Annotated in this window: 21 protein-coding genes; 16 read left to right on the forward strand and 5 right to left on the reverse strand. The window is 65.9% G+C overall.

All coding sequences use genetic code 11. The annotated features are described in order from the left end of the window. The 13 genes from CK489_RS18955 to hemC all read left to right on the forward strand — a co-directional run bounded on the left by CK489_RS18955 (position 1) and on the right by hemC (position 14372). Positions 1-1119, forward strand: coding sequence for an amino acid ABC transporter permease (locus CK489_RS18955; RefSeq protein WP_095733287.1), 1119 nt, complete (start codon positions 1-3; stop codon positions 1117-1119). A 124-nt stretch (positions 1120-1243) separates the two neighbouring features. Continuing rightward, positions 1244-2038 carry a FadR/GntR family transcriptional regulator gene (locus tag CK489_RS18960; protein ID WP_158226472.1) on the forward strand — a complete coding sequence of 265 codons (795 nt, stop codon included), beginning with the start codon at positions 1244-1246 and terminating at the stop codon, positions 2036-2038. Between the two features lie 24 nt (positions 2039-2062). Beyond that, a complete protein-coding gene (locus CK489_RS18965) occupies positions 2063-3481 on the forward strand; it encodes an amidase family protein (RefSeq protein ID WP_095733289.1) in 1419 nt (472 codons plus the stop codon). Continuing rightward, on the forward strand, positions 3482-4951 hold the full coding sequence (locus tag CK489_RS18970; RefSeq protein WP_502694134.1) for an amidase family protein: 1470 nt from the start codon (positions 3482-3484) through the stop codon (positions 4949-4951). Positions 4952-5185: 234 nt separating this feature from the next. After that, entirely contained in the window at positions 5186-6406 is a 1221-nt protein-coding gene (locus CK489_RS18975) for an ABC transporter substrate-binding protein (RefSeq protein WP_095733291.1), read from the forward strand. 502 nt (positions 6407-6908) lie between these two features. Next, positions 6909-7661 (forward strand): 2-amino-5-chloromuconate deaminase CnbZ, encoded by a 753-nt coding sequence (gene cnbZ / locus CK489_RS18980; RefSeq protein WP_095733292.1) that lies wholly within the window; start codon positions 6909-6911, stop codon positions 7659-7661. A gap of 124 nt (positions 7662-7785) precedes the next feature. After that, complete coding sequence (locus tag CK489_RS18985) at positions 7786-9378, forward strand: NAD(P)/FAD-dependent oxidoreductase (RefSeq protein ID WP_095733293.1); 1593 nt, start codon at positions 7786-7788, stop codon at positions 9376-9378. Further along, positions 9375-9785 (forward strand): c-type cytochrome, encoded by a 411-nt coding sequence (locus CK489_RS18990; protein ID WP_050627662.1) that lies wholly within the window; start codon positions 9375-9377, stop codon positions 9783-9785. Before CK489_RS18985 ends, CK489_RS18990 begins: the two co-directional genes overlap by 4 nt. Before the next feature lie 25 nt (positions 9786-9810). Beyond that, positions 9811-10311, forward strand: coding sequence for a RidA family protein (locus tag CK489_RS18995; protein WP_063781815.1), 501 nt, complete (start codon positions 9811-9813; stop codon positions 10309-10311). 130 nt (positions 10312-10441) lie between these two features. Beyond that, a complete protein-coding gene (locus CK489_RS19000; RefSeq protein WP_095733711.1) occupies positions 10442-11860 on the forward strand; it encodes a M20/M25/M40 family metallo-hydrolase in 1419 nt (472 codons plus the stop codon). Continuing rightward, positions 11860-12678 (forward strand): aspartate dehydrogenase, encoded by an 819-nt coding sequence (locus CK489_RS19005; protein ID WP_095733294.1) that lies wholly within the window; start codon positions 11860-11862, stop codon positions 12676-12678. Before CK489_RS19000 ends, CK489_RS19005 begins: the two co-directional genes overlap by 1 nt. Further along, positions 12678-13298, forward strand: coding sequence for a bifunctional nicotinamidase/pyrazinamidase (gene pncA, locus CK489_RS19010; protein ID WP_095733712.1), 621 nt, complete (start codon positions 12678-12680; stop codon positions 13296-13298). The genes CK489_RS19005 and pncA overlap by 1 nt, the downstream gene beginning before the upstream one ends. 102 nt (positions 13299-13400) lie before the next feature. Further along, positions 13401-14372: a hydroxymethylbilane synthase gene (gene hemC / locus CK489_RS19015; protein ID WP_095733295.1), complete on the forward strand. Its 972-nt coding sequence runs from the start codon at positions 13401-13403 to the stop codon at positions 14370-14372. 8 nt (positions 14373-14380) lie between these two features. On the opposite strand, the gene CK489_RS19020 is transcribed toward hemC, so the two are convergent. Then, on the reverse strand, positions 14381-15169 hold the full coding sequence (locus tag CK489_RS19020) for a crotonase/enoyl-CoA hydratase family protein (protein ID WP_095733296.1): 789 nt from the start codon (positions 15167-15169) through the stop codon (positions 14381-14383). A 30-nt stretch (positions 15170-15199) separates the two neighbouring features. Beyond that, positions 15200-16330 (reverse strand): aromatic ring-hydroxylating oxygenase subunit alpha, encoded by a 1131-nt coding sequence (locus CK489_RS19025; protein ID WP_245350423.1) that lies wholly within the window; start codon positions 16328-16330, stop codon positions 15200-15202. 170 nt (positions 16331-16500) lie between these two features. On the opposite strand from CK489_RS19025, the gene CK489_RS19030 reads away from it, so the two are divergent. Beyond that, positions 16501-17421 (forward strand): LysR substrate-binding domain-containing protein, encoded by a 921-nt coding sequence (locus CK489_RS19030; RefSeq protein WP_245350424.1) that lies wholly within the window; start codon positions 16501-16503, stop codon positions 17419-17421. A 26-nt stretch (positions 17422-17447) separates the two neighbouring features. Here CK489_RS19030 and CK489_RS19035 read toward each other — a convergent pair whose 3' ends face one another. From CK489_RS19035 to CK489_RS19045, 3 genes are read right to left on the reverse strand one after another with little or no spacing between them, the layout of a single operon-like run. Then, the gene (locus tag CK489_RS19035) at positions 17448-18140 is read right to left on the reverse strand and encodes a DUF1045 domain-containing protein (protein WP_095733297.1); all 693 of its coding nucleotides are present in this window, start codon (positions 18138-18140) and stop codon (positions 17448-17450) included. A 9-nt stretch (positions 18141-18149) separates the two neighbouring features. Next, on the reverse strand, positions 18150-19322 hold the full coding sequence (locus tag CK489_RS19040; RefSeq protein WP_095733298.1) for an alpha-D-ribose 1-methylphosphonate 5-triphosphate diphosphatase: 1173 nt from the start codon (positions 19320-19322) through the stop codon (positions 18150-18152). Beyond that, on the reverse strand, positions 19319-19984 hold the full coding sequence (locus CK489_RS19045) for an LbetaH domain-containing protein (RefSeq protein WP_095733299.1): 666 nt from the start codon (positions 19982-19984) through the stop codon (positions 19319-19321). Before CK489_RS19045 ends, CK489_RS19040 begins: the two co-directional genes overlap by 4 nt. Positions 19985-20194: 210 nt before the next feature. Here CK489_RS19045 and phnC point away from each other — a divergent pair, with 210 nt between their 5' ends. Further along, a complete protein-coding gene (gene phnC, locus CK489_RS19050; RefSeq protein ID WP_021076809.1) occupies positions 20195-21010 on the forward strand; it encodes a phosphonate ABC transporter ATP-binding protein in 816 nt (271 codons plus the stop codon). Between the two features lie 75 nt (positions 21011-21085). After that, positions 21086-22015, forward strand: coding sequence for a phosphonate ABC transporter substrate-binding protein (phnD, locus tag CK489_RS19055; RefSeq protein WP_095733300.1), 930 nt, complete (start codon positions 21086-21088; stop codon positions 22013-22015). The last annotated feature ends 36 nt before the right edge of the window (positions 22016-22051 follow it).

Below are 22051 nucleotides of genomic sequence, written 5' to 3' on the forward strand. Positions count from 1 at the left end.
ATGAGCTCGGTCGCCCACGTCCCGCAGGATCCGCTGCCGATCGGCCCGCGCCCCGCCCCGCGCGCGCTCGGCGGTCCCATCGGCTGGCTGCGCGCCAATTTGTTCGCCTCGATCCCGTCGAGCATCATGACCTTGCTGTTGCTGTTCGTGCTCGGCAAGGCCTGCATCGGGCTCTGGCAATGGGGCATCGCCAACGCGGTCTGGCTCGTCTCCGGCAACGACACCAGCGCCTGCCGCGCGCTGCGCGGCGTCGGTGCCTGCTGGGCCGTCGTCCCCGAGAAGTACCGCTTCATCCTGTTCGGCACCTATCCGTTCGACGAACAGTGGAGGCCGGCGCTCGCGGTGCTGATCTTCATCGCATTGTTCGCGGTCTCGAGCCGCCGCAGCTTCTGGCGCAAGGAGCTGTTCCTGCTGTGGGCCGCCGCATTGATCGTGATCGGCTGCCTGATGTGGGGCGGCTTCCTGGGTCTCAGCTTCGTCACCCAGGACCGCTGGGGCGGGCTGCCGGTGACGTTGATCCTGGCGACGTTCGGATTGGCGTTCGGCTTCCCGCTCGGCATCCTGGTCGCGCTCGGCCGCCGCTCGAAATTGCCGGCGATCCGCTCGCTCTGCGTACTCTATGTCGAACTGATCCGCGGCGTGCCGCTGATCAGCCTGTTGTTCATGGCGAGCGTGATGTTTCCGCTGTTCATGCCCGACGGCGTCAACATCGACAAACTGTTGCGCGCGCAGATCGCCTTTATCCTCTATGCCGGCGCCTATCTCGCCGAAGTCGTGCGCGGCGGCCTGCAGGCGGTGCCGCGTGGACAATATGAAGCGGGCGATGCACTCGGCCTGTCCTATTGGGAGAAGCACGCGCTGATCGTGCTGCCGCAGGCGATCCGCCACGTCATCCCGCCGCTGGTCAACACCTTCATCGCCTTCTTCAAGGACACCAGCCTGGTCCTGATCATCGGCATCTTCGACCTGCTCACGACGGCGAAGACCGCGATCGTCGATCCGGCCTGGCAGTCGTTCAGCGTCGAGGTCTACGTCTTCGTCGGCGTGATCTACTTCGTGTTCTGCTTCGCGATGTCGCGCTACAGCCGCAGCCTCGAGGCGCAGCGCGGAACGAGCTGAGCGATCGTCGCTCGCCAATTCCTGAATGTTGGGTTTGCCGCCATGCCCGGATGAGCTCCGGGCATGGGCCTTTTGGGGCGATCGCCCCTTGCCAATCCGTTCCGATCTTATTTATGATCATAAAATGGATAAATCGGCTCTGCCACCCCTGGACCCGTCCCGGCGCGCCTCGATCAAGCGCAAGCGCTCCGACGCCGTCGCGGACCTGATCCGCGGCCACATCTTCCAGGCCGGGTTGCAGCCCAACGACCGGCTGCCCCAGGAGGGCGAGTTGATCGAGATGTTCGGCTGCAGCCGCTCGACCATCCGAGAGGCGCTCAAATCGTTGGAAGTGCAGGGGTTGGTGCAGAACACCACTGGGCCCGGCGGCGGCGCGCGGGTCGCGCCGGTGTCGATCAACCGGATCGTCGGCCTGCTCAGCAACTACTTCTATTTCCAGTCGATCAGTACGGCGCAGATCTACCAGATCCGTCGCCTGATCGAGCCGGAGCTCGCCTTCAGCGTGGTCGGCCACCTCACGGCGGCGCATTTTGCGGCGCTCGACAGGGCGATCGCGGTTCAGGAGCATCATCCCGGCGGCGCGGAAGACTGGGAGCACCACCGCCACGCCGAGATCGACTTCCACGACATCCTGATCGAGGCCTGTCCCAATCCGCTGCTCGGCCTGGTCGCCCGCTTCGTCAACGAGGCGATCCGCCATCTGATCGGCAAGCTCGGCGTGCAGGAATTCGCATCGAGCTTCACCTGCGAGAACATCGAGTTTCACAAGCGACTGATGGCTGCGTTCCGCTCCGGCAACGCCGCGCGCGCCCGCCGCGTCATGCTCGATCACGTGCTGAGCGCCGAGGCCGTGGTCGTCCCCGCGGAAGACCGCCGCATGGACCTGCCGGTCTTTCACCAGCCGTTGCGGCTCGACTGAAGATTTGCGTAGGAGGCAACGACAATGGTCACGCAGCGCGAGAATGAGTTGTGGAGTTGGTCGGCGGTCGATCTGGCGCGTGCGATCGCGACGCGTGCGATCTCGAGCCGCGAAGCGGTGCAGTCGAGCCTCGATCGCATCACGCAGGTCAATCCGGCGCTGAACGCCGTGGTCGAGGTGCTGACGGACGAAGCGCTGGCGGCCGCGGATGCAGCGGACGCCGCAGTGAAATCCGGCGCGGAGCTCGGCGTGCTGCATGGCGTGCCGGTGACCATCAAGGTCAATGTCGATCAGCGCGGTCACGCCACCACCAATGGCGTCGTCGCCTTCCGCGACGTCGTCGCCGCCGAGGACAGCCCGGTGGTCGCGAACTTCCGCAAGGCCGGCGCCGTCATCGTCGGCCGCACCAACACGCCGGCGTTCTCGCACCGCTGGTTCACCAACAACGATCTGCACGGCGCGACCTACAATCCGTGGAGCCGCCGGCTGACGCCGGGAGGCTCCAGCGGCGGCGCCGCATCCGCGGTCGCTTCCGGCATGGGCGCGATCGCGCATGGCAATGATTTTGGCGGCTCGATCCGTTATCCGGCTTACGCCTGCGGCGTCGCCGGGTTGCGTCCGACCCCGGGCCGGGTTCCGTCGTTCAATCCGTCCGCGACCAGCGATCGGCCGATCACCGCGCAGATGATGTCGGTGCAGGGGCCGCTCGCCCGCTCGGTTGCCGATCTCGGCGTCGCGCTCGCCGCGATGGCGCAGCCGGACGCGCGCGACGGCACCTGGCTGTCGGTGCCGCTGCAAGGCGCACAGCTCAAGCGGCCGATCGGGGTTGCGATCGCGCCGGCGCCGTTCGGCGACGAGGCGCCGGAGGTGAGCGCTGCGGTCCGCGCTGCCGGACGCTGGCTCGCGGAGGCCGGCTTTGCGGTGGAGGAGACCTTGCCGCCGCGGCTCGCGGAGGCCGCCGATCTCTGGCACCGCCTCGTCATCAATGAGGAGCGGCGCGTGCTGGCGCCGATGATCCGCAAATTCGGCGACGCGAGGTCTCGCTACAATCTGGATTGCCACATCGCCTATGCGCCCGAACTCGACGGCGATCAGGTGCTGGCCTGTTTCGAGCAGCGGCTTTCGATCGTGCGGGCTTGGCAGTTGTTCCAGGAGCGTTGCCCCGTGATCATCTTGCCGGTTTCGGCGCAACTGCCGTTCCGTTTCGACCAGGATCAGGAGGACGCTGACGTCGTCCGCGCGCTGCTCGATGCCCAGCGGCCACTGCTCGCGGTGCCCGCGCTCGGCTTTCCCTCGGTCGTGGTGCCGACCGGGACCGCCGGTGGCGTGCCGGTCGGCGTGCAGGTGATCGCCGGCCGCTTCCGGGAGGACATCTGTCTCGCGGTGGCCGCCGTGATCGAGGCGCGCGCCTCGACGCTGACGCCGATCGATCCGCGCGACTGAATCAACAACAAGGCTCTGAGCACAACGGGAGAACACCAAGTGACGAATGCACCGATCTGGCAATGGTCCGCCGTCGAGACCGCCGCGGCGATCAGGAACAACAAGGTAACGTCGGAAGAGGTGGTCCGCGCCCATCTCGACCGCATGCATGCCGCCAACCCGGCGCTCAACGCCGTGGTCGTCGACCTCGGCGCGTCGGCGATGCAGGCCGCCAAAGCCGCCGACGAGACGCTGGCGGCGAGCAAGCGTGACGGCGGCGAGGTCGGCCCGCTGCACGGCGTGCCGGTGACGATCAAAATCAATATCGACGTCGAAGGTCAGGCTAATTCCAACGGCGTGGTCGCCTTCAAGGACAATATCGCGCCGGGCGATTCGCCGGTGACGGCCAATCTCAGGAAGGCCGGCGCCGTCATCATTGGTCTGACCAACACGCCGGAATTCTCGCTGCGCGGCTTCACCGACAATCCGCTGCACGGCCTGACGCGCAATCCCTGGAACGCGGAGGTGACCTGCGGCGGATCATCCGGCGGCGCCGGCGCGTCGATCGCGGCCGGCATCGGCACCATCGCGCATGGCAACGACATCGGCGGCTCGCTGCGCTGGCCGGCGCATTGCAACGGCATTGCCACCATCAAGCCGACCCAGGGCCGCATTCCGGCGTTCAATCCCTCAGCCACAGCTGAACGGCCGCTGATGGCGCAGTTCATGTCGTCGCAGGGACCGCTCGCGCGCCATGTCGCCGACGTGCGCCTCGGCCTCGAGGTGATGGCGCAGCGCGATCCGCGCGATCCCTGGTACGTGCCGGCGCCGCTACAGGGTCCGAAGCCTGCCTCGCCGGTCAAGGTCGCGCTCGCGAAGATCCCTGAGGACATGGTGACCGATCGCGGCGTGATCGCGCTTCAACGCAAGGCGGCCGATCATCTCGCCGATGCCGGCTATGCGGTGAGCGAGGTCGAGGTCCCTGATCTGAACAAGGTCTGGCAGCTCTGGTGCGACCTGATCATGACCGAGACCCGCGTGTTGCAGCAGGACCAGATGCTGGCGGTGAGCAGCGCCGACTTCCAGAAGACGTTCCACGGCTTCATCGCGCTGGCAAATCAGTTGGACCAGGCCGGCTACATGAAGGCGATCGCCGCGCGGTCGGGCCACATCAGGAACTGGATGACCTTCCTCGAGCAGTATCCGCTGGTGCTGATGCCGACCTCGGTGCGCAAGACGCCGGAGGTCAACGCCGATCTCGGTGGCGATCAGCGCGTCAAGGAGCTGTTCTGGAACGACCTGCGCTTCATTTCGTCGATGAACGTGCTGGGGCTGCCAGCGGCCGTGGTGCCAGTCGGCCTGCATGAGGGATTGCCGGTCGGCGTCCAGATCGTCGGCCCGCGCTATCGCGAGGACATGTGCCTCGACGCCGCCGAGGCGATCGAGCGCAAGGCCGGCATTTTGACCAGGCAATTGTGGGAACGGCGCTGAGACGATCTCGACGCCATCTCACATAGTCCATTGGTATCATCCAGGGCGCGCCGCGGCGAAATCTCGTCGCGGCGTTTGCGTGATGAGCGTGGCGCGCGAGCCGCGTCGCCGGCCGCGTTCCTCCTCCCGGAATTCTTGCGCGGAATTGCAGAGCGCCATGCCGGCCACGGGGTTGTCGGCGATGCCTGATTCCTTCAGGAGATCGCCCGAACCATCCGAACCCCTGGGAACGAAATGTCCATCACCAAACGCTCGCATCTCCTGGTCGCAATTGCCGCCGTCTGTCTCTCCTTTGCAGCCGGCGCTGCCCGGGCCGAGGATGGTGTGCTGCGGGTCGGCATCATCACCGACATGAGCGGGCAATATTCCGACGGCAACGGCCCGGGGTCGGTGATCGCGGCGCAGATGGCCGCGGAGGAGATCGGCGGCACGGTCGCCGGGCGCAAGATCGAGATCATCTCGGCCGATCATCAGAACAAGCCCGACGTCGCGACCGGCATCGTGCGCAACTGGATCGACAACAAGGGTGTCGACGTGATCGCCGAAGGCGTCAATTCCGCGGTGGCGCTTGCGATCCAGACCGTGACGCGCGAACGCAAGAAGCTGTTTTTGATCTCGGGGTCCGGTTCATCCGATCTCACCGGCAAGCAATGTTCGCCGACCAGCGTGCAGTGGACCTATGACACCTATGCTTCCTCGAATGCGACGGCGAAGGCCGTTGTGGCACGCGGCGGCACGCCCTGGTTCTTCCTCACGGCGGACTATGCGTTCGGCCAGGCGCTGGAGCGTGACGCCAGCAAGGCTGTGACATCGGCCGGCGGCAAGGTGCTGGGCGCGGTGCGCCATCCCTTCGATACCGCCGATTTCTCGTCCTTCCTGCTGCAGGCACAGTCCTCCGGCGCAAAAATCCTGGCGCTGGCCAATGCCGGCTCCGACTTCCGCAATGCGGTGTCGCAGGCCGATGAGTTCAACATCCGCGCCGGCATGCAGCTCGTCGCGCTGCAAGTGACGCTCACCGACGTGCCGGCGCTTGGCCTCGCGCATGCGCACGATCTGCTGTTCACCGATTCCTTCTACTGGGATCGCACGCCCGAGACCCGCGTCTTCGCCCAGGAGTTCTTCAAGCGCCACGGCGCGATGCCGACGGCCTACCAGGCCGGCGTCAACTCGGCGCTGCGGCACTATTTCAAGGCGGTCGCCGCCACCAACTCGGTCGATGCCGAGACCGTGATTGCACAGATGCGGAAGACCCCGGTGAATGATTTCTTTGCCCAGAACGGCGTCGTGCGCGAGGACGGCCGCATGGTGCACGACATGTATCTGATGCGGATCAAGAAGCCGGAAGAGTCCAAGAACAAGTGGGACCTCTACGAGTACCTCGCCACGGTGCCGGGCGACCAGGCCTTCCGTCCGCTCGCTGAAGGCGGTTGCCCGTACATCGCGAAGGCGCAGTAACGCATGCGGCGCGCTGCCCGGAACGCGGTGAGGTGAGCACGCCTCTCAGGCTCCCTCTCCCGCAAGGGGAGAGGGAACCCTGCCGCCGGTGGCTCCCTCACAATGACGACGCGCTGAGTTGCCCGACGGGCAACTCAGCAAAATGCGTCAAGCCTTTCACCCATGGGTGCGATCGGCACCCGGCTTTCCCTGCGCCCTCTGTTCGATAGAGGGCAAAACGAACAGCAAAGCTCGGCCAAAACGTGCGGCGAGAACGCGGAAGCGTGACACGCAGGCGGTGCAACAAACTCAGTGTCGTCCCTGCGAAAGCAGGGACCCATAACCGCCATTGGTCATTGCCGTCCGACGCTGGAACGACGAGTCCGGTTCACAACATCCGCCGCCGAGTATGGGTCCCTGCTTTCGCAGGGACGACAGCGGTGATGAAATCGGGCCGTTCGCGTGTATCTTGCATCGTGCGACGTCATCGTGACGGCCGCATCACTCCACATCGCGAGGCACCATGACCAGCACCATCGACACCCCCGACGGCGGCTATCGCTTCATGCCCGGCGTCAGTCAGTATTCCTGCGGCATCGGCGCGCTGCCCGGCTTTGCCATCGAGCGGGTCAGGTTCTCCGAGCCGGTGCCGCTGAGCGCGGGTTTCGAGCGGATTGCCGACATCATCAAGGCGGCGGGTCGTCCGCTGACGGCATTCGGGGCCTGTGAACTGCGCTCGCCGGCGCCGTTCACCGAGGATGGGTTCAAGGCCTTCAACGAGATCTACATCGAGACGTTGATCACCTGGGGCGTGATGCGCGATGGCGTCAATCCGGTGGCGCGCAGCAATGTCTGTCCAAAGCTCGATCCGCCTGGCGAGCCGAGCTTCCACGCCTTCTGCTACACGGTGCCGGCTGCGAAGGATGCGCCGACGAGTTTTGTCGTGGCCGGCAGCGGCGAGTCGGTCGAGGGCAAGGCCAATTACCGCGATCATACCGTGGCGCCCGGCGACACCAGCCCCGCCGGCATTCTGGCGAAGGCGACATTCGTGGCTAACGAGATGGAACGCCGGATGAGCGCTTTCGGTGGTTCCTGGCAGGACACCACCTCGGTGCAGCTCTACACCGTGCATGACGTCTATCCGGTGCTCGAAAGCGAGCTCGGCCGTCGCGGCGTGCTGCGCAATGGCTTGACCTGGCATTTCGACCGGCCGCCGGTGGTCGGGCTCGATTTCGAAATGGACTGCCGGCGCGTGCATCTCGAGCGTGTGGTGTGATGTATCGGTCGCGTCACGCATCAAAAGCGCGTGTGGGTGCATGTGGAAGCGTGTGCCCTTTCTTGACACGGATCGCGTCAACCGTTTCCCTTCTGCATCGACGTCAGTGGCTGGGTGAACGCGGGTGCAGAACGAATCTGTGATCAGGCGGCGGGATTTGCTGGCGCTGATCGGGACCATCGCCGGCAGTTCGGCGATGTATCACGCGATGACGAGCCTCGGCTTCGCATCCGAGTCCGCCTATAAGGGACCGCTCAAGCTCGCGGGCGACGTGAAGGGCGCTTCGGTGCTGATCCTCGGCGCGGGACTTGCCGGCATGACGGCGGCGCTGGAGCTGCGCAAGGCCGGCTACAAGGTCCAGATCCTCGAATTCAACAGCCGTCCAGGCGGCCGCAACTGGTCGATCCGCGGCGGCGACAGCTTCACCGAGCTCGGTGGCTTCAAGCAGACCTGCCAGTTCGAGCAGGGGCTCTATCTCAATCCAGGTCCGTGGCGGATTCCCTATCATCACCGCGCGCTGCTCGATTACTGCCGCCGGCTCAACGTGACGCTGGAACCCTTCATCCAGCTCAATCACAACGCCTATCTGCACGCGACGCGTGCATTCGGCGGCAAGCCGCAACGCTTTCGCAGCATCAAGGCCGATTTCCAGGGCGGGGTGGCGGAGCTGCTGGCGAAGGTCAGCCAGCAAGGCAGGCTCGACGAGTTCGTCACCAAGGAAGATCAGGAGATCCTGCTCCAGGCGCTGCGCGACTGGGGCGCGCTGGATCGCGATTACAAGTACAATGCCAACCTCGGCTCCGCCGAGTTCCGCGGTTATGCGCGCGATCCCGGCGGCGGCTTGATGGGCGATCCGCTGCCGAGCGATCCGATCCCGCTCCAGGAGCTCCTGCGATCGCGGATGTGGCGCTATCTGCAAAGCTTTGCACGCTACGATTTCCAGATGACGATGTTCCAGCCGGTCGGCGGCATGGACATGATCGGCAAGGCGTTCGCGCGCGAGGTCGGCGATCTCATCCGCTACAATTCCAAGGTGACGCAGATCCAGCAGAACGGCTCGGGCGTCACCGTGAGCTATGTCGACACCGCCAGTCCATCCGCGGTGCAGCAGGCGACCGCCGACTGGTGCATCTGCACCATCCCGCTGCCGATCCTGAGCCAGCTGCCGGTCGACGTCGGTGGGCCAATGAAGAATGCGATCGATTCCTTGCCCTATGCCGCCTCGGTGAAGGTCGGGCTGCAGTTCAAGCGGCGGTTCTGGGAGGAGGACGAGGCGATCTATGGCGGCATCAGCTACACCGACCTGCCGATCCGGAATATCGGCTATCCGAACTATGACTTCAACCGCGGCGGCCGCGGCGTGCTGCTCGGCGCCTATCTCTATGAGGGCGCCAATTCCTTCGAGTTCACCGCGATGACGCCGGCCGAGCGCGTCGCCAGCGCGGTCGAGTTCGGCTCCAAGATCCATCCGCAATACAAGAGCGAATTCGAGAATGGCGTCGCGGTGGCCTGGCATCGCGTGCCGTTCACACTCGGCTGCGCCGGCGAATGGACCGAGGCCGGACGGGCGCAGCATTACCGCAATCTCTGCCAGATCGACGGCCGCATCGTGCTGGCGGGCGAGCACGCCTCGCAGCTGCCAGCCTGGCAGGAGGGCGCAATCCTGTCCACACTCGACGCGATTACCCGATTGCACGAACGCGTGGTGAAGACATGATGATGCGGACCGCAACATCTGTGATCGCTACGCTGGCGCTGCTGTCGGCGTCCGCGGCCCTTGGGCAGGACAGCGGGGCGGGCAAGCGCACCTTCTCGTCGGGCTACCGTTTCGTCGAGATGACCGGTGAGGAGTTGTTCGCCAATGTCTGCCAGGGCTGTCACATGCCGGATGCTACGGGCGCCAGCGGCGCCGGCACCTATCCTTCGCTCGCCGGCAACAAGGCTCTCGAATCCGGAAGCTATCCGATCTACCTCGTCATCAACGGCCGCCGCGGCATGCCGGCGTTCGGCGACATGATGACCGATGGTCAGGTGGCCGCCGTTGTGAACTATCTGCGGACGCACTTCGGCAACAGCTATCAGGACGCGGTGACGACCAAGGACGTTCAGGACGCCCGCCGCTGACCACGCAACTCACGGGGAGAGTTTGATGAAATTGATCGGTATTGTGCTGGGCGCCGCGCTGTCGGCGATGGCAACCGCGGCCTCGGCTGACGTGGTCAGGCATCCGATTCCGAACTCGACATTCCCGATTGCGCAGGCCGTGACGGTCACCGGCAACACCACGACGGTCTATGTCAGCGGCCAGGTGCCCCCTGTCGTCAACAAGGACGCCGACCCGTCTAGCCCGCAGGCCTATGGCGACACCAAGACCCAGACCGTCGGTGTGCTCAACCGCATCAAGGCTATTCTGGAAGGCCAGGGGCTCGGCATGGGTGACGTGGTCAAGATGCAGGTGTTCCTGGTCCACAACGCCTCCGCGCCGATGGACTTCAAGGCCTTCATGGAGGGCTACACCCAGTTCTTCGGCGGCAGCCAGCCGAACTTGCCGGCGCGCTCGGTGGTCGGCGTCGCAGCCCTCGCCAATCCCGGCTTCCTGGTCGAGATCGAGGTGATCGCGGCCAAGGATACTAATAGGGAAGCCAAATAGGGGCTCCAAATAGCATGCGCGAAACTGCGGAGCATGCGCGCGGAAATTGAAGGGCTCGCCGTCTTGCCAAAGCGTGTGCCGCCTGTCTGAATTCGTCGCCAATCAGGTGGTGGAATTCTGGGAGAGCACGATGTCGCACAACGCCCGAAACATGGTTCGATCGCTGCAATTTGCGGCAGCGCTCGCTCCGATGCTGCTCTCGTCCGGCGCCAGCGCGGAGGGGCTGACCGAGCAGCAGCAATTTGCCCGCGGCCTCTATCAGGAGCTGGTCGAAATCAACACCACCACCGCGACCGGCGACACCCAGAAGGCGGCCGAGGCGATGGGCGCGCGGCTCCGTGCGGCCGGCTTCCCCGAGGCCGACGTGCATGTGTTCTCGCCCGCGCCGCACAAGGGCAATCTGGTGGCGCGGCTGCACGGCTCCGGCGCCCGCAAGCCGATCCTCCTGGTCGCCCATATCGACGTCGTGCCTGCGTTGCGCGAGGATTGGACGGTCGATCCGTTCAAGCTCACCGAGCAGGACGGCTATTTCTACGGCCGCGGTTCGAGCGACGACAAGTACATGGCCGCCTCCTTCATCACCAACCTGATCCGCTACAAGAAGGAAGGCTACAAGCCCGACCGCGACATCATCGTCGCCCTCGAGACTGACGAGGAGATCCTCGATGCCAACGGTCTCGGCATGCAATGGCTGATCAAGAACCACCGCGACCTGATCGATGCCGAGTTCGCGCTCAACGAAGGCGGCGGCGTCGGCCTGAAGAACGGAAAGGCGATCCGCAACAGCGTGCAGACCAGCGAGAAGGTCTCGATCGGCTATCAGCTCACCGTGAAGGATCGCGGCGGGCACTCGTCGCTGCCGCGCAAGGACAATGCGATCTACCACCTCGCGGAAGGCCTCGTCCGGCTTTCCAAATACGACTTCCCGATGAATTTCAACGAGACGACGCGGATCTATTTCACCAAGACCGCCGAGGTCGACAAGTCGCATGCCGACGACATCAAGGCCATCCTGGCGCCGCAACCCGACGCGGCGGCGCTGGCGCGGCTGTCGGAGAATCCCGGCTACAATGCGCAGCTGCGCACCACCTGCGTCGCCACCATGCTGGAGGGCGGCCACGCCATCAACGCGTTGCCGCAGCTGGCAACCGCCAAGGTGAACTGCCGGATCCTGCCCGGCGAACCGGTCGAAGGTGTTCAGGCGACGATCGAGCGCGTGCTCGACGACAAGCAGATTGCGGTGACCCCGACCGGCAAGGCCGTGCTGAGCCCGCCGTCGCCCCTGAACGAAGAGATCATGGGCTCGATCGAGAAGCTGTCGAAGGAGTTTTGGCCGGATGCCGCGATCGTTCCGGTCATGAGCACCGGCGCAACCGACGGCAGCTACCTGCGCAACGCGGGAATTCCGACCTATGGTCATTCCGGGCTCGGCGCCGATGTCGATGACAACCGGAACCATGGCAAGGACGAGCGCGTACTGGTCAAATCGTTCTATGAGGGGCAGGAGTATCTCTATCGCCTGGTCAAGATGCTCGCCGGCGGGAAATGATGGCTGACAACAAGACAAAGTTGCGGGTAGCGGTCGCAGGTCTCGGTGCGATCGGCACTGATGTCGTCAAGGCGCTCGATCAGGGCATCGAAGGCTTGACGCTGGTTGCCGTGTCCGCGAACAACCCGGACAAGCACCGCGGTTGGGTTGCGGAGCTCAAGTCCGCGCCGAAGCTGGTGACGATCGAGCAGCTGGCTGATGTCGCCGACATCGTGGTCGAGTGCGCCCCGAGCAAGGTGGTCCGCTCGATCGTGGCGCCGGTGGTCGAGCGCGGCAAGACCGCTGTTGTGCTCAGCGTCGGCGCACTGTTGCAGAATGAGGATCTCGTCGATCTCGCCAGGGCTCATGGCGGCCAGATCATCGTGCCGACCGGTGCGCTGATCGGGCTCGACGCCGTGACCGCAGCGGCGATCGGGACCATTCATTCGGCCAAGCTGGTGACGCGGAAGCCGGTCGCGGGCCTGCTCGGCGCGCCGCATCTGGTCGAGAACAACATCAAGATCGAAGGGATCACCGAGCCGCTGCGCATCTTCGAAGGCAGCGCGCGCGATGCCGCCAAGGGCTTTCCCGCCAATCTCAACGTCGCGGTGGCGCTGTCGCTCGCCGGCATCGGCCCTGACCGCACCAGGGTCGAGATCTGGGCGGATCCGACGGTGACGCGCAACACCCACCGCATCGAGGTCGATTCCGATTCCGCGCGGTTCTCGATGATGATCGAGAACATCCCCTCGGAGAATCCGAAGACCGGCCGCATCACCGCGCTGTCGGTGATCGCCTGCCTGCGCAAGCTGCGCGCCTCCTTGCGGATCGGCACATGATGAAGATCGGGCCCGACCACCTGCTGCTGATCATCGACGTGCAGAACGATTTCTGCCCGGGCGGCGCGCTGGCGGTCGCGGACGGCGATGCCGTTGTGCCGGTGGTCAACCGGCTCGCGGCGCGCTTCGACCATGTCGTGCTGACCCAGGACTGGCACCCGGCGGGTCACAGCTCGTTCGCGAGCTCGCATCCGGGTGCGGCGCCGTTCTCCTCGATCGCCATGCCTTATGGGCCGCAGACGCTGTGGCCGGATCATTGCATACAGGGCGCGGCGGGCGCCGCGCTTCACCGCGGGCTTGCGGCCGACCGGGCCGAGCTCGTGATCCGCAAGGGATTCCGGCCCGCGATCGACTCCTATTCGGCGTTCTTCGAGAACGACCGCACCACGCCGACCGGGCTCGCCGGCTATCTGCGCGAGCGCGGCCTGAGGCGCATCGTGATGGCCGGGCTGGCGACGGACTTTTGCGTGCAATATTCGGCGCTCGATGCGCGGCGGCTCGGCTTCGAGACCACGGTCGTGCTGTCCGCCTGCCGTGCCATCGATCTCGGCGGTTCGCTTGCTGTTGCCACCGCCGCGATGCGCGAGGCCGGCGTCGCGCTTGTTGAGGAGATTGCCTGAGCATCGCCAAATGGGGGCGAAAACCATTGTTTTAACTGGCCTTTTGTTCTATTCCCCAGCCGTTGATGACCACGCAGCGGAGCTTTCGTGTCGGGACAGGTTTTGCGGATCGGGACGCGCAAGAGCGCGATGGCGCTCGCGCAGACGGACGAGGTCGCGCGGCTGTTGCGAGCCTCGGCGGCCGACCTTGCCGTCGAGATTGTCAAGTTCGAGACCCGCGGCGATCAAGACCAGACCAGCAAGCTGTTGCGCCATGGCGGCAAGGGCGGCGCCTTCGTCGCCGAGATCCGCGAGGCCATGCGATCAGGCACGCTGCAGGCCGCGATGCATTCCTTGAAAGACGTGCCGGGCAATGAAGAGACGCCGGGCCTCGTCCTCGCGGCCATGCTGGCGCGCGATGCCGCCAATGACAGTCTCGTGCTGCGGCCCGGCCTGTCGCTGGACACCCTGCGCGCCGCGCGCGGCAAGGGCTTCATGATCGGCACCAACGCCGTGCGCCGCGCCGCCTATCTGCGCCGGCTGTTTCCGGAAGCGACCGTGATCCACTATCGCGGCGCCGCCGACACGCGTGTTGCAAAACTCGATCGTGGCGACAAGCAGCGACTGCCCGATGGCGGCGAGGTGGGACCGGCGGATGCGCTTGTCATGGCGCGCTCCGGCCTCGAGCGCATCGGCATGACCGCGCGCATCGCCCACGATTTCTCGGTCGGCGAGATGCTGCCCGCGGTCGGCCAGGGCATCGTCGCGGTCGAATGCGTCGAGACCGACTGGGCGACGCGGGCGCGGCTCGCGGCGATCGACAACACACCGTCACGGCTGGCCGCCGAGGCCGAGCGCGAGGTGCTCTGGGTGCTCAACGGCCATTGCAACTCGCCGATCGCCGGCCACGCGACGCTCGCGGGAGCTGAGATGACGCTGCGCGCCTCGGTGCTGGATGAAGCCGGTGCCGGCTTCATCGAGGTGACGCGGAGTGGGCCCGCCGATCGACCGCGCGAACTCGGTCGCGCCGTCGGCATGGAGCTCCTGGAGAAGGGCGCCGCCGAGATCATCGCCCGGACCCGGCCTGACGAGTAGCGTGCTGCTCAGGCGATGTCGGCGAAATCGCCGTGCCGACCCTTGCCGCTGGCGAAGCGGCGGGCGCCGGCCTCGGTCTCGCCGCTCGCGACCGTCGCAAGCCCGAGGCGGAATTCGTTCAGCGTGGCCTGCTCCCAGCCGAGCTCCCATTGCTCGATCGCGGAGAGCCGGTCGCTGCGCAGCGCCGCCTGCGGCAGGCGGCACAGATCGTGGGCGAGGCTGCGTGCCTCCATGAGCGCGGTGCCCGGTGCGACCACGCGGTTGGCGAGGCCGATCCTTCCGGCCTCCTCGCCGGAGACGCCGCGGCCGGTAAGGATCATGTCCATCGCGCGGCTGTGCCCGATCAGCCGCGGCAGGCGCACGGTGCCGAGATCCATCAACGGCACGCCGAAGCGCCGGCAATAGACGCCGAAGGTGGCGTCACGCGCCGCGACGCGGAGATCGCACCAGATTGCAAGCTCGAGTCCGCCTGCCACCGCCGGTCCCTCGACCGCGGCGATCACCGGCTTCGACAGTTTCATCCGCGTCGGGCCCATCGGACCGTCGCCGCTCTCGACGCGGTGGCCGCGATGCCCGGCCGCGGTGCGCTTGAGGTCGAAGCCGGCGCAGAACGCGCCGCCCGCGCCGGTCAGGATCGCGACCGACAGCGACGGATCGCGATCGAAGCTGCGAAAGGCCTGGGCCAGGCCCTGCGCGGTCTCCGGATTGACCGCGTTGCGCGCCTCGTCATAGCGATCGATGGTCACGATCGCGATGGCCTGCTCGGTTCGGTATTTGACGGTCGGGTGGTCCAGCATGCTCGGTCCTCTGGGCAGTGGTGCAACGGGTCAACGCGCGCCGGTGCGGCTGTCGATGATCGCGGCCAGGTTCTGGTGAAAATGCCTGATCGCGCCTTCGAACAGGCCGAAGGTGAAGTGCTCGTTGGCCCGCGTTGCGAGCCCGTGCTGCGCGGCGCAAGCCATCTCGCGATCCTCAGCCGCGCCCGCGGTGACGAAGTCGCGTCCCTGGGCGACCGCGGCGCGGCCATCTTCCGCCGTGATCTGGTTCGACAGCGTGTAGGTAACGAGCCGGGTGCGGTCCACCGCGAGCGGCTCGAGCACCGTCATCAACCGGTTGGTCGGGAAGGTCGACAGCATCACGTTCGGGAACAGGTGATAGACATGCGTGAGCATGCCGGCCGTTCTGCGCTCGCGTGGTGGCACGTTGCGCAGCTTCTCGATGCGCCGATAGGGGAAGCTGATCCGGCTGTTGCGCCCGAAGGCCTCGATCACGTTGAGATTGTGGTATTGCAGCGGATAGAACGTATCCTGATGCGTCGACCGGATGTGATAGCCTTCGAGGAAGCCTTCGGCGACGATCTTCCAATTGGCCTCAACCTCCTGCGATGCGGTCGAGTAAAGCTTCCAGTCGTCACCGAACAACGCCGGCATGCCGGTCGCGTCCGGGGGTGCGGCGGGATTGTCCTGCGCGACGAACACCAGGCCATCGCGTTCGATGCAGGTGACAGGCACAAGGCCATGCGTGTTCTTGTCGAGCCCGGGAAAACCATGGTCGTCGGGGACACCGCGCAGCCGGCCGTCGAGGCCGTAGGTCCAGCCGTGATAGCGGCAAGTCAGCGCCTTCTTGCAGCCCGCGCCGTCGACAAGCTGCACGCCGCGGTGCCGGCATGCATTGCGGAAGGCACGCGCGATGCCGTCGGCGCCGCGGATCGCGACAACGGGCGTCAGCGCCGCGTCGCGCGCAACATAGGCGCCGGTCTCGGCGAGCGCGGCGGACGGGCAGAACGGTGTCAGCGTGCGGCGGAACACCTGTTCGATCTCGGCCGCGAAGCGATCCTGCGACTGATAATGCGCGACGGGCTCGTGCCAGACGCCGTCGCTGAGATCGGTCGATTTCGCATCGATATGCCTGAGGATGCGCTCAACGATGGCGGCTTCGTCCGCGAGCTGTGTCGTCATCGCCGTTCTCCCTACATTGGCCGGACTTGCCGCCCGGTCCCGCTTCAGGGACAGACTCTCCCATTGTCCCGCATGCGACAAGCGAAAGGAACCCGGCTCGCATGAATGACATTCATCTGAAGTGGATTTTCCACGCGACATCGGCGGCGGCCGGCCGTTAGGATCGGCCGATGAGCAGGAACAACCCAAGGCCGGGGTGCCGGCCCGCAGCGCAGGAGCGGGACGACCTCGCTGCCGCGAGCCTCAGGCCGGCGCATCTGCTGGCGCTGCAGGCGTTCGACGTCGCGGTCAAGCTCGGCAGCTTCAAGGAGGCCGCCGGCGTGCTGAACGTCAGCGCCTCGGCGATCAGCCATCGCATCCGCAATCTCGAGGTCCATCTCGGCGTCGCGCTGTTTCATCGCGCCCATCGCGTTACCAGGCCGACCCATGCCGGCGAGAAGCTGGCTGCGGCGACCGGCCGCGCGTTCGCGTTGCTGGCGCAGGCGGAGTCGGTGGTCGAGGCGGCCGGTCAACGCCGGCTGCGGCTCAAGGTGCTGCCGCAATTCGCGTCGGCCTGGCTGATCCCGCGGCTATCCGCGTTCCTCACCCGGCATTCCGAAATCGATCTCGCGATCGAGACCTCGAACCGCAATGTCGATTTCGACACCGAGACGTTCGACGCGGGCATCAGCTTCGGGCCCGACAAGCCCGAAGGCGTCGTCGCACATCGCCTGATGGAGGTGAGGACTGTTCCGGTCGGCGCACCGGCGCTGGCGCGGCGGTTGAAGCTGCGCACCGCCGCCGACCTCGGTCGCGCCGTGCTGATCCACGTCACGACATTTCCGGCAGCCTGGCCGCTGTGGTTCAAGCATGCCGGCGAGCCGGCGCCGGCCGCGGCGCGCGCGATCTCGGTCGACAGCTTTGTCGCCGCGCTGCAGGCCGCCGAACGCGGTGCGGGCGTTGCGCTCGCGCTCGAGCCCTTCATCGCCGAAAGCGAACGGCGCGGCACGATCCGCCGGCTCCTGCCGGTCGGCCACGTCACCGGCAGCTACTGGCTGGTTCATCCGCCGGGCGCGCAGCGCAATCGCGCGCTGCAGACCTTCAAGAAGTAGCTGCTCGCCGAGATCGCCAAGCCGGACTAGTTCGCCCGCAGTGGCCAGCTTCCGATGATGCGGAAGCGTGATGCGCTGTCCGTCTGCTTGAATAGCGCGATGCGATCGATTGCGAGCGTCGCGAGCTCGATCGCCGCGAATCGCTCGCGCAACCGTGCCACGATCGGGCCGCGCCGCTCGTCGCTCAGCCGTCCCGTCAGCGTCATGTGGAAGCGGAATTCCTCCATGACGTAGGGATAGCCCCAGCGGTCGAGATAATCGCGCTGCCGCTCGGTGAGACGTTCGGGTTTGCGCCGCGCGCGATCTTCCGGCGTCAGCGGCGCACGGAAGGTGTCGAATTCCGTGACGCAGTCGGCGGCAAGCTGCTGCAGATCGTCGGAGCGGCTCGCCGGGATCACGGCAATGAAGCCGCTGATGGCGTCGACCACCGGTTCGATCACGGGAATCCGCCGGGCCTGGCCGGCGAAGGCGACGCAGGCATCGAGCAGTTCGGCCTCAGTCCTGCCATCGGCGAGCGCGGTTGGCGCCTTCAGCGTGGCGTGGAAGCCGTATTTGCGCGGGTCCTCGGTGACCTCGCGCCAGTCGGGTGCAACGCCGCCGGGAAACGGCAGGTCGCGGCCGTCAACGGCGTCGTAGCCGAGCAGCGTTGAGCCGAAGCGGTGCAGGGCGCTGTCGGGTGACGGCGCATAATAGATCGCGTAGCGCGGAGTGTTGGCCATGGGGCTGAGCTACGCCGCCGCAACCGTCTTGCGCGGCGCGAGCGAATGAACGAGGCAGCTCGCATCCGCCAGATGCACCAGGTGTCCCGCCGCGATCACCGCGACGATACGCGGGCGCAGCGGCACCTTGTCGTCGACGACGATGATGTCGGCGCGGCGGCCGGCGGCGAGCACGCCGCGATCGGCGAGTCCCGCCGCGCGCGCCGGCGCCGAGGAGATCAGGTCCCAGGCCTTGGTCAGTGGCAGGATGCCGTCGGCGGCGAGCCGGAACGCTGCGAGCAGCTGCGCCGGATAATAGTAGTCCGAGGCCAGCACCGAGCAGAGGCCCTGCGCGATCATGTCGGATGCCTTGGTCCAGCCGGTGTGGCTGCCGCCGCGCACCACGTTGGGTGCGCCGAACACGATGAAGTCGCCGGCCGCGGCGGCGTCGCGCGCGGTCTCCTCGTTGACGGGGAATTCGGCGATCGTGGCGCCCAGCGCGCGAAACTCCTGGCGCATCGCCGGGCTGTTGTCGTCATGCGAGAGCATCCGGATATCAGCCGCGCGTGCGGCCGCCGCGAGCCGCGCGATCGAGGCGGGCACGTCGGGACGGCGCGACACGATCCGGTCGAGCATGTCGTTGACGGCCTCGAGCGAGAGCCCGGTGCGCTCAGCCAGCTGGTTGCGCTTCTTCGGCTTGACATTGCTGTGGTCGTTGAAGGCGAACAGGTCGATGCGGCCTTCGGTGAGCCATTGAATGATCTCGGCTTCGGCTTCGAGATTGTGGGTCTCGTGGCGCAGATGGAAGCGCGTGTCGGCGGCAAGCTGCGGCCGCAGCGCTTCGATCGCATCGAGCAGCTTGCGCGCATTTTCCGCGCTGCGCAGGCCGGGCTCCCACGACCACGTCGCGCCATGGAAGACGGTGGTGATGCCGTTGGCGATCGCCTGCCGGTCGCTGTCGACCAACGCCACGTCGGTCGGGAAGTCGACGCTTGGCCGCGGCATCATCTGCCGCTCGAACGCATCGCCGTGCAGATCGATGATGCCGGGCAGCACTAGCAGGCCGCTGGCATCGATGTGGAGCGCGGCGCGGCCTTGCTCGGCGTCGAGCGCGCCGATGTCGCGGCCCGAGGTCCGCAGCGAGGTCTCGACCAGGGCACCGTCAACCAGCGTGCGTCCGCCCTCGATGAAAATGTCCGTCACGATGCGGCGCTCCGTTGCTTGTCCTGTGATTGGGATACGGCCTCGGCCTCATACTTGTCGAGGAATTCCTCGACCGCCAGTCCGCGAAAGTCGGGCAGGACACGACGAAGTGTTTCGTGATCCCAATCCCACCACGCGAGCGCAGTGAGGCGATCCGCTGTTGCCTCGGAGAAGCGCCGCTTCACCGGACGCGCCGGATTACCGGCAACGATGGTATAGGCAGGGACATCCTTGGTCACGATGGCGCCGGCGGCGACGACCGCGCCGGTTCCGACGTTCCGTCCCGGCAGTAAAATCGCGCCGTGACCGATCCACACGTCATGGCCGATATGCACGTGATGCGCACGTCGCCAGTCGAAGAAGTCGGTGTCGTCGCTCTCTCCGGGAAAATAAGCGCTGGCGCGGTAGGTGAAATGTGCCTGAGTCGCGCGATGCATCGGGTGGTTGCCGGGATTGATCCGCGTCATCGCCGCGATCGAGCAGAACTTGCCGATCGAGGTGTAGGTTATCTGGCTGTCGTTCACGACGTAGGAATAGTCATCCATGCTGACTTCAAGCAGGATCGTGCGCGCGCCGACCTCGGTGTATTTGCCGAGCTTGCTCTCGCGCACCGACGCAGTCGGGTCGACAGTCGGCACAACCGAGAGTGTTTTTCCGGCCATCAGGGCCTCCGCAAATCTCGAAGAATCTTGGGCTTCCGTGGGATGCGCGCTCGTCATCGGGATGCTTGATGACAACATCATGACGTTGCGATGACGGCAAGGGAGCGACGCGCGAGGGTGTGTACGATCGCCGCACCGCGGCGCAGCCGTCACATAACTGTAAAACGCCGGGGATAGCGATGGCCCAACGCGACGCGGTTGGAGCATTACATGCTGGTGGTGGAAGGGTTGACGTGCCGTTTCGGCGCAAAAGCCGCAGTCGACAATGCGTCCTTTTCGATCGCACCGGGCAGCTTTGTCGGCGTGATCGGCCGCTCCGGTGCCGGCAAGTCGACGCTGCTGCGGATGATCAACCGTCTCGCCGATCCGACCTCCGGCCGTATCCTGTTCGAAGGCACCGATGTCACCGCGCTGCGCGGCAAGGCGCTGCGGCAGTGGCGGGCTCGCTCGGCGATGATCTTCCAGCAGTTCAATCTGGTCGGCCGTCTCGACGTGCTGACCAATGTGCTGATGGGCCGGCTCGCCCAGATCCCGTCATGGCGCTCGCTGGCGCAGGTCTGGCCGGAGCAGGACAGGGCGCTGGCGCTGTCTGCGCTCGAGCAGTTCGATATCGCCCAGCTTGCGGCGCAGCGCGCCGACCAGCTCTCGGGCGGTCAGCAGCAGCGCGTCGCGATCGCCCGCGCGCTGGTGCAGGAGCCCGACATCATTCTCGCCGACGAGCCGATCGCCTCGCTCGATCCGCGCAACACCAAGATCGTGATGGATGCGCTGCTGCGCATCAACAAGCATTTCGGCATCACCGTGCTCTGCAATCTGCACTCGCTCGACCTCGCGCGCACTTACTGCGACCGCCTGGTCGGCATGGCGGCCGGCCGCGTGGTGTTCGACGGAGCGCCGGCGGCGCTCACCGACCATATCGCCCGCGAGCTCTATGACCTCGAGGCCAATGACGTCATCGGCGCAGCACCGCTGCCGGCGCCCGACGGCGCAACTGCTCCGGCGCTCGGCACCGCAGCCGCGGCCTGAGCGTCGCATCACCGAAAATCTGGACGACCGGGCATTTGGCCCGGCCAACAGGCGTAACTACCAAGGAGGGGTAACATGATCACTCGTCGCATCATTCTGGCCGGCGCAGCCGCACTGGCATTCGCCGGCTCGGCTTCGGCCGAGGACTGGAAGGCCAAATATCCGGAGATCACCTTTGCCGTGATCCCGGCCGAAAACGGCTCCGGCGTCACCGAGCGCTACGGTCCGCTCACCGAGTATCTGACCAAGGAACTCGGCATCAAGGTGAACCTGCGCGTCGCCAACGACTACGCGGCCGTCATCGAGGGCCAGCGCGCCGGCAACATCCACATCGGCTATTACGGCCCGGCGTCGTTTGCCCGCGCCCGTCTCACCGGCGTCAAGACCGATGCGTTCGTGATCGACGTCAATGCCGATGGTTCGAAGGGCTACTATTCGGTGTTTTACGTGCTCGCCAAGAGCCCGTACCAGAAGGTCGAGGACCTCAAGGGCAAGAACCTCGGCCTGGTCGATCCGAACTCGACCTCGGGCAACAACATGCCGCGTTTCAAGCTGAACGCGATGGGCATCGATCCGGAGACCTATTTCTCCAAGGTGGTGTTCACCGGCAGCCACGAGAACGCGGTGCTGGCGCTGGCGCAGGGCACCGTCGACGTTGCCGCCAACTGGTGGAATGCCGACGACGATTCCAACCTGACCCGCATGCTCGCCAAGAACATGGTGAAGTCGAGCGACGGCACGCCACTGAAGAAGGAAGACTTCCGCATCATCGTGAAGTCCGACCTGATCATCAACTCGCCCTACGCTTACCTCGAGAGCCTTCCCGACGACATGAAGGCGAAGATCAAGCAGGCCTTCCTCGACATGCCGAAGAAGGATCCGGAAGCCTTCAAGAAGCTGTCCGACGGCAAGAACCTGCCGTGGCAGACGGTCACCAACGCCGACTACGACAAGACCATCGAGCTGATCAAGTTCGTCGACGCCCTGCGCAAGAAGGGCTCCTGATCACACATCGTCGCTGACTTGGGCCGGGTTTCGACA

The sequence above is a fragment of the Bradyrhizobium sp. UFLA03-84 genome (assembly GCF_002289535.1).
Lineage (GTDB): Bacteria > Pseudomonadota > Alphaproteobacteria > Rhizobiales > Xanthobacteraceae > Bradyrhizobium > Bradyrhizobium viridifuturi.

Bases quoted from the DNA above. Each gene is read 5' to 3' on its own strand.
- CK489_RS18955 (WP_095733287.1), top strand. From the start codon at position 1: ATGAGCTCGGTCGCCCACGTCCCGCAGGATCCGCTGCCGATCGGCCCG.
- CK489_RS18960 (WP_158226472.1), top strand. From the start codon at position 1,244: ATGGATAAATCGGCTCTGCCACCCCTGGACCCGTCCCGGCGCGCCTCG.
- CK489_RS18965 (WP_095733289.1), top strand. From the start codon at position 2,063: ATGGTCACGCAGCGCGAGAATGAGTTGTGGAGTTGGTCGGCGGTCGAT.
- CK489_RS18975 (WP_095733291.1), top strand. From the start codon at position 5,186: ATGTCCATCACCAAACGCTCGCATCTCCTGGTCGCAATTGCCGCCGTC.
- cnbZ (WP_095733292.1), top strand. From the start codon at position 6,909: ATGACCAGCACCATCGACACCCCCGACGGCGGCTATCGCTTCATGCCC.
- CK489_RS18990 (WP_050627662.1), top strand. From the start codon at position 9,375: ATGATGATGCGGACCGCAACATCTGTGATCGCTACGCTGGCGCTGCTG.
- CK489_RS18995 (WP_063781815.1), top strand. From the start codon at position 9,811: ATGAAATTGATCGGTATTGTGCTGGGCGCCGCGCTGTCGGCGATGGCA.
- CK489_RS19000 (WP_095733711.1), top strand. From the start codon at position 10,442: ATGTCGCACAACGCCCGAAACATGGTTCGATCGCTGCAATTTGCGGCA.
- CK489_RS19005 (WP_095733294.1), top strand. From the start codon at position 11,860: ATGGCTGACAACAAGACAAAGTTGCGGGTAGCGGTCGCAGGTCTCGGT.
- pncA (WP_095733712.1), top strand. From the start codon at position 12,678: ATGAAGATCGGGCCCGACCACCTGCTGCTGATCATCGACGTGCAGAAC.
- CK489_RS19020 (WP_095733296.1), bottom strand. From the start codon at position 15,169: ATGCTGGACCACCCGACCGTCAAATACCGAACCGAGCAGGCCATCGCG.
- CK489_RS19025 (WP_245350423.1), bottom strand. From the start codon at position 16,330: ATGACGACACAGCTCGCGGACGAAGCCGCCATCGTTGAGCGCATCCTC.
- CK489_RS19030 (WP_245350424.1), top strand. From the start codon at position 16,501: ATGAGCAGGAACAACCCAAGGCCGGGGTGCCGGCCCGCAGCGCAGGAG.
- CK489_RS19035 (WP_095733297.1), bottom strand. From the start codon at position 18,140: ATGGCCAACACTCCGCGCTACGCGATCTATTATGCGCCGTCACCCGAC.
- CK489_RS19045 (WP_095733299.1), bottom strand. From the start codon at position 19,984: ATGGCCGGAAAAACACTCTCGGTTGTGCCGACTGTCGACCCGACTGCG.
- phnC (WP_021076809.1), top strand. From the start codon at position 20,195: ATGCTGGTGGTGGAAGGGTTGACGTGCCGTTTCGGCGCAAAAGCCGCA.
- phnD (WP_095733300.1), top strand. From the start codon at position 21,086: ATGATCACTCGTCGCATCATTCTGGCCGGCGCAGCCGCACTGGCATTC.